Here is a 5423-nt window from a genome sequence, read left to right as displayed (position 1 = left end):
ACTGAGTGTCGTTCGCCTAACGCCCGACCCGAGCAAACAAGGCCCGCAGCGGGACCGCGGGCCTTGTCTCAAAAGCAAAGTCCGTAGGCGGATGTCTTGCCTTACCAGCGATGGCAGCGGCGTATCCGCTCGACGATCACCCTGCGGTGGCCATGCCGCCACACCACTCTTTTCTTCACGATGATGCGGCAGACCTGTTTATGGCCGTGCCAATGGCGCGCCATGGCCGGTTCCGGCGCCACCGCCATCGATCCGGCCAATACCGCAGCACCGGCCAAGGTAAGGAAGAACTTCTTCATGCTGGTTGGACTCCTCTAGCCCCAGATCCCTTCCTGGTGCCGTTGGCGCAAACCTCCCGCCACATCCGGCATCGCTCAACGCGGGGAACGCTATAGGGTTGCGTTGAGCCGCGCCACTCACAAGCTTGACAGCGGTTAAATCTCGGTTTAACCAGCCGCCAACGCCGGGCAGCGATGTCCGGTGTTTGTTTTGTATACGCAAGACCGGTTGGCTCGGTTTCTGGTTTTGCTTGAACTGACGTGTCCCGTGGGTTTTCCGCCGCGTTGCGTGGGAAAACCCTGTCAGGTCTCGAAAACGGAGGCCAGAGGAGGGCGCGTTTCCTTCACCCGGACCATGAGGTTCCGGGTGTGTTGTTTTGAAAAGGGAATGCGATGAGCAAGCGCGAATCCGCGAAATACAAGATCGACCGCCGTCTCGGCGAGAATATCTGGGGCCGCCCGAAGTCCCCGGTCAACAAGCGTGAATACGGTCCCGGCCAGCACGGCCAGCGCCGCAAGGGCAAGCTTTCCGATTTCGGCCTGCAGCTGCGCGCCAAGCAGAAGCTGAAGGGTCACTATGGCGACGTTTCGGAAAAGCAGTTCCGCAAGGTCTACGAAGAGGCCGACCGCCGCAAGGGCGACACCTCGGAGAACCTGATCGGCCTGCTCGAATCGCGTCTCGACGCGGTCGTCTACCGCGCCAAGTTCGTGCCGACCATTTTCGCCGCCCGTCAGTTCGTCAACCACGGCCACGTCAACGTCAACGGCAAGCGCGTCAACATCGGCTCGTACCGCTGCAAGCCGGGTGACGTCGTCGAAGTGCGCGAAAAGTCGAAGCAGCTGGTCATCGTCCTGGAATCGGTCGGCCTCGCAGAGCGCGACGTGCCGGACTACATCGAAGCCGATCACAACAAGATGGTCGCGACCTTCTCCCGCATCCCCGGCCTGGCGGACGTTCCGTTCGCGGTGCAGATGGAGCCGAACCTGGTCGTCGAATTCTATTCGCGCTAAGCGAGTGCTTTTTTGCGATACCGAAAGGCCGCCCTCGAGGCGGCCTTTTTGCTTGGCGCATCCGCTTTGCCGTTTCGATTTTGCGGCCGATGCGCTAATCCGGGCGGACATCACATCCGGGGCCGCCGCGCCATGAACATGCTGCCAGACATCGAGACGCTTGAGCCGGCCGCCGAGGGCGGCTCCCATCCGCTGTTCGCCAACGTGCCGTCCTCGGTCGAGTTCAACAAATTGCGCAAGCGGCTGCTGCGGCTGACCCGCCAGGCGATCGAGGATTTCTCGATGCTGGAGCCGGGACAGCGCTGGCTGGTCGCGCTGTCGGGCGGCAAGGATTCCTACGGCCTGCTGGCCTTGCTGCTCGATCTCAAATGGCGCGGCCTGCTGCCGGTCGAATTGCTGGCCTGCAATCTCGACCAGGGCCAGCCGAATTTCCCCAAGAACATTCTGCCCGACTATCTCAACGCCAACGGCATTGCCCACCGCATCGAGTATCAGGACACCTATTCGGTGGTCACCGACAAGCTGCCGCGAGGCAGCACCTATTGCTCGCTCTGTTCACGGCTGCGGCGCGGCCATCTCTACCGCATCGCGCGCGAGGAGGGGTGCTCGGCAGTGGTGCTCGGCCATCATCGCGAGGACATTCTCGAAACCTTCTTCATGAACCTGTTCCATGGCGGCCGTCTCGCGGCCATGCCGCCAAAGCTGCTCAACGACGAAGGCGACGTCATGGTGCTGCGGCCGCTGAGCTATTGCGCCGAGATCGACCTTGAGAAATTCGCCGCGGCAATGCGGTTCCCGATCATTCCTTGCGACCTCTGCGGCAGCCAGGAAGGTCTCCAGCGCAATGCCATGAAGGCGATGCTGGAAGACATCGAAAAGCGCATGCCGGGCCGCAAGGACACCATGATCCGCGCCCTGTCCAACACCAGGCCGTCGCATCTGCTCGACCGGAAACTGTTCGATTTCGCCGCCCTGAACCAGACCCTCATCACAGGACAAGACGCATCCGATGACATTTGACGACAACGCGATCGACTGGCTGGCCAGCTTGCTGGCCGAGGCGGCCGACACCGAAATCATGCCCCGCTTCCGCCGGCTGGGCGATGGCGACATCAGGCAGAAGACCTCAGCCGCCGATCTGGTGACGGAAGCGGACGTCAACGCCGAGCGGCTGATCACCGCCAGGCTGCGCCAGCGTTATCCCTCGGCCATGGTTATCGGCGAGGAAGCCTGTTCCGACGACCCGGCGCTGCTCGATGGGCTGGGCGACGCCGATCTGGCCTTCGTCATCGACCCGGTCGACGGCACCTTCAATTTCGCCTCCGGTGTGCCGCTATTCGGCGTCATGCTTGGCGTCGTGGTCAAAGGCGAGACGGTCGCCGGCATCATCCATGATCCGGTCGGCAAGGACTGGCTGATCGGTGCCAAGGGTGCCGGCAGTCACATCCGCCATGCGCATGGTACGCTGGAGACAGTGCGGGTTGCGGCGAGCGCGCCGATCTCCGGGATGACCGGCGCGGTTTCCTGGCAGTATATGGCCGAGCCCGACCGCACGCGGCTTGCCCGCAACCAGACCAAGACGCTTTCGCAGTTCAACTACCGCTGCGCTGCCCACGAATATCGCTTGCTGGCGAGCGGCCATGGCCATTTCGTCGTCTACAACAAGCTGATGCCCTGGGACCATCTGGCCGGCGTGCTGATCCATGCGGAAGCCGGCGGCCATGCCGCGCGCTTCGACGGCACGGCCTATCTGCCGTCGCATGTCGGCGGCGGCCTGCTGGTCGCTCCTGATCGCGAAAGCTGGCAGGAGTTGCGCCGCGAACTTTGGGCTGGGTAGGATCAATTCCTGGCCCGCGCTCGACTGCCGGTTTGTGCGGCCGAAAAATTGGCGCCTTCGCGGGGTTCTCTCGAATGAAATCTCGGTACGCAATTCTTGCGGCGGCTCTTGCAGCCATCTTGTTTGCAAACGCCGACGCGGCAATCGCTCAACAGCGCCCCTGCCATAGCACCGATCCCGTCGACACCCTCAAGGAGATGTCGGAGGCTATCTATGCCTGCTGGAGGCCGCCGGCGGGGACCGCGGGCATGTCGCTGACGCTACAGTTCTCGCTGCGCCGCAACGGCACGCTGATCGGCAAGCCTCGCGCCACTTATTCGGATCTGGGGACCGATCCGCAACTCGGCCGAGCCTTCGTGGCATCCATACTCAAGGCACTCGACGACGCGCTGCCATTGCCCTTTTCGGACAGCATGGGCGGAGCAATCGCCGGGCGCATGCTTGCCCCCCGCTTCACGGCGGCGATTGAAGGTGCATCCTGATGCACGTTTTCTAATGCAGGTCGGTAATATGCCCTGAAATGGGTGGATTGTGCGGCTGGAACATCTTGCCGCGCTCGGCGATGAGGATCATCAGCAGCGCTGCGACCGAGACGCTGCAGAAGCCTGCGGCAAGCGGCGTCACCGTGCCGTTGAAAGCCTGGCCGATCAGCGTGCCGAGAATGCCACCGAGAAACGTCTGCATGAAGCCGAGGATGGAGGACGCGGTGCCGGCCAGCTGGCCGAGCGGCTCCATCGCCAATGCGTTGAAATTGGCGCCAAGCGCACCGAAGGGAAGCATGGCGCTGGCAAAGAACGTGATGAACAGCCAGAGCGGCATCTTGATTTCCAGCGAAACCACCAGCCAGGCCAGGCTGATGACCAGAAACAAAAGCAGCGCGCTCTGCGAAAGCCGGCGCATGCCGATACGGCCGACAAGGCGCGAGTTCAGAAAATTGGAGAAGGCGAGCACGCCGGCGACCCCGGCGAAGATGACCGGGAACATCTCGCCGACGTTGAAGATGTCGACATAGATCTGCTGCGCCGAGGCGATGAAGCCGAACATGGCGGCGAAGATGAAGGTGCTGGCAAAGGCGTAGCAGAGCGCGATACGGTTGGTGAGCACGATGCGGAATCCGCCGAGGACCGAGGAAGCCGTAAGTTGCCGGCGATATTCCGGACGCAGCGTTTCGGGCAGGCGCACCAGCGACCACGCCGATACGATCAGGGCGCCGACGGCCATGGTGACGAAGATGTAGTGCCAGGTCGCGAACAGCATGATGAACTGGCCGATGCCGGGCGCAATGACCGGTATCGCCATGAACACCATGAAGATCAGCGACATCACCTCCGCCATGCGCCGGCCTTCGAACGTATCGCGCACGATCGAGACTGCGATGACGCGTGTGGCCGCCGCGCCGATGCCTTGCACGGCGCGGCATATCAGCAGCGTTTCAAAGCTTGGCGCGATGGCGGCGGCGGCTGCTGCCGCCACATAGATGATCAGCCCGGCGACGAGCGGCGAGCGGCGACCGAAACGGTCCGAGATCGGCCCGAAGAACAGCTGACCGCCACCAAAACCCAGAATATAGGCGGTGATCACATATTGCCGGTGGTTTTCATTCTCGACGCCGAGCGAGGCGCCGATCTGCTGCAGCGCCGGCAGCATTATGTCGATGGCCAGGGAATTCAGCGCCATCAGCGCCGCGCACAACGCAATGAACTCCCAGCGCGGAATAGGCAGTTTGCTCGCCGAATGCGGCGCTGTCGATTGCTGATCCACGGCAAGTCCGATCTCTCAAACGAAAACGCGCCGGCGGGCCGGCGCATTGGCTCGTCTTGGTCCCGATATCGGGACATAAAAATTGCCGAGGTGGGGCTGCCCCGGTGTTCAGTGCAGTCGTTACGACATGCCCAAAACCGAAATCAGGCGGCGCCTTTGACGCTGACACCCTTTTCGACCAGGAAGGTCTGTAACTCGCCAGCCTGGAACATCTCGCGGACAATATCGCAGCCGCCGACGAATTCGCCCTTGACGTAAAGCTGCGGGATTGTCGGCCAGTTGGAGTAGTCCTTGATGCCCTGGCGCAGTTCAGCCGAGTCCAGGACATTCACGCCCTTATAGTCGGCGCCGACATAGTCGAGGATCTGGACGACCTGGCCGGAAAAGCCGCACTGCGGAAAACCGGGCGTGCCCTTCATGAAAAGGACGACGTCGTTGCCCTTCACTTCATTGTCGATGTAGTCATTGATACCGCTCATGGAATATCCTTTCACGCCCGTGGGAGTCAGGCTCGAAGCATGTCTTTCAAATAAACC

General features: G+C 62.0%; 7 protein-coding genes. 4 read left to right on the top strand and 3 right to left on the bottom strand.

All coding sequences use genetic code 11. The annotated features are described in order from the left end of the window. Window positions 1–101: 101 nt before the first annotated feature. Window positions 102–299, bottom strand: coding sequence for a hypothetical protein (locus C1D09_RS24670; protein ID WP_027042433.1), 198 nt, complete (start codon window positions 297–299; stop codon window positions 102–104). Window positions 300–671: 372 nt separating this feature from the next. On the opposite strand from C1D09_RS24670, the gene rpsD reads away from it, so the two are divergent. The 4 genes from rpsD (at window position 672) to C1D09_RS33875 (ending at window position 3608) form a co-directional block, all read left to right on the top strand. Beyond that, a complete protein-coding gene (gene rpsD / locus C1D09_RS24665; RefSeq protein WP_013895883.1) occupies window positions 672–1289 on the top strand; it encodes a 30S ribosomal protein S4 in 618 nt (205 codons plus the stop codon). Window positions 1290–1421: 132 nt separating this feature from the next. Beyond that, window positions 1422–2309 carry a tRNA 2-thiocytidine(32) synthetase TtcA gene (gene ttcA, locus C1D09_RS24660; protein ID WP_143976705.1) on the top strand — a complete coding sequence of 296 codons (888 nt, stop codon included), beginning with the start codon at window positions 1422–1424 and terminating at the stop codon, window positions 2307–2309. Next, a complete protein-coding gene (locus tag C1D09_RS24655) occupies window positions 2299–3126 on the top strand; it encodes an inositol monophosphatase family protein (RefSeq protein WP_143976704.1) in 828 nt (275 codons plus the stop codon). Before ttcA ends, C1D09_RS24655 begins: the two co-directional genes overlap by 11 nt. 248 nt (window positions 3127–3374) lie before the next feature. After that, window positions 3375–3608, top strand: a complete 234-nt coding sequence (locus C1D09_RS33875; protein WP_246135864.1) for a hypothetical protein — start codon at window positions 3375–3377, stop codon at window positions 3606–3608. A gap of 10 nt (window positions 3609–3618) precedes the next feature. Here C1D09_RS33875 and C1D09_RS24645 read toward each other — a convergent pair whose 3' ends face one another. Both C1D09_RS24645 and grxD read right to left on the bottom strand, forming a co-directional pair. Beyond that, on the bottom strand, window positions 3619–4887 hold the full coding sequence (locus tag C1D09_RS24645; RefSeq protein WP_143976702.1) for a multidrug effflux MFS transporter: 1269 nt from the start codon (window positions 4885–4887) through the stop codon (window positions 3619–3621). A 143-nt stretch (window positions 4888–5030) separates the two neighbouring features. Then, complete coding sequence (gene grxD / locus C1D09_RS24640; RefSeq protein ID WP_143976701.1) at window positions 5031–5366, bottom strand: Grx4 family monothiol glutaredoxin; 336 nt, start codon at window positions 5364–5366, stop codon at window positions 5031–5033. Window positions 5367–5423: the final 57 nt, after the last annotated feature.

The sequence above is a fragment of the Mesorhizobium intechi genome, from assembly GCF_002879535.1.
Classification (GTDB): Bacteria; Pseudomonadota; Alphaproteobacteria; order Rhizobiales; family Rhizobiaceae; genus Mesorhizobium; species Mesorhizobium intechi.
The sequence above is the reverse complement of the archived record's forward strand: the minus strand, read 5'-3'. Positions and strand labels throughout refer to the sequence as shown.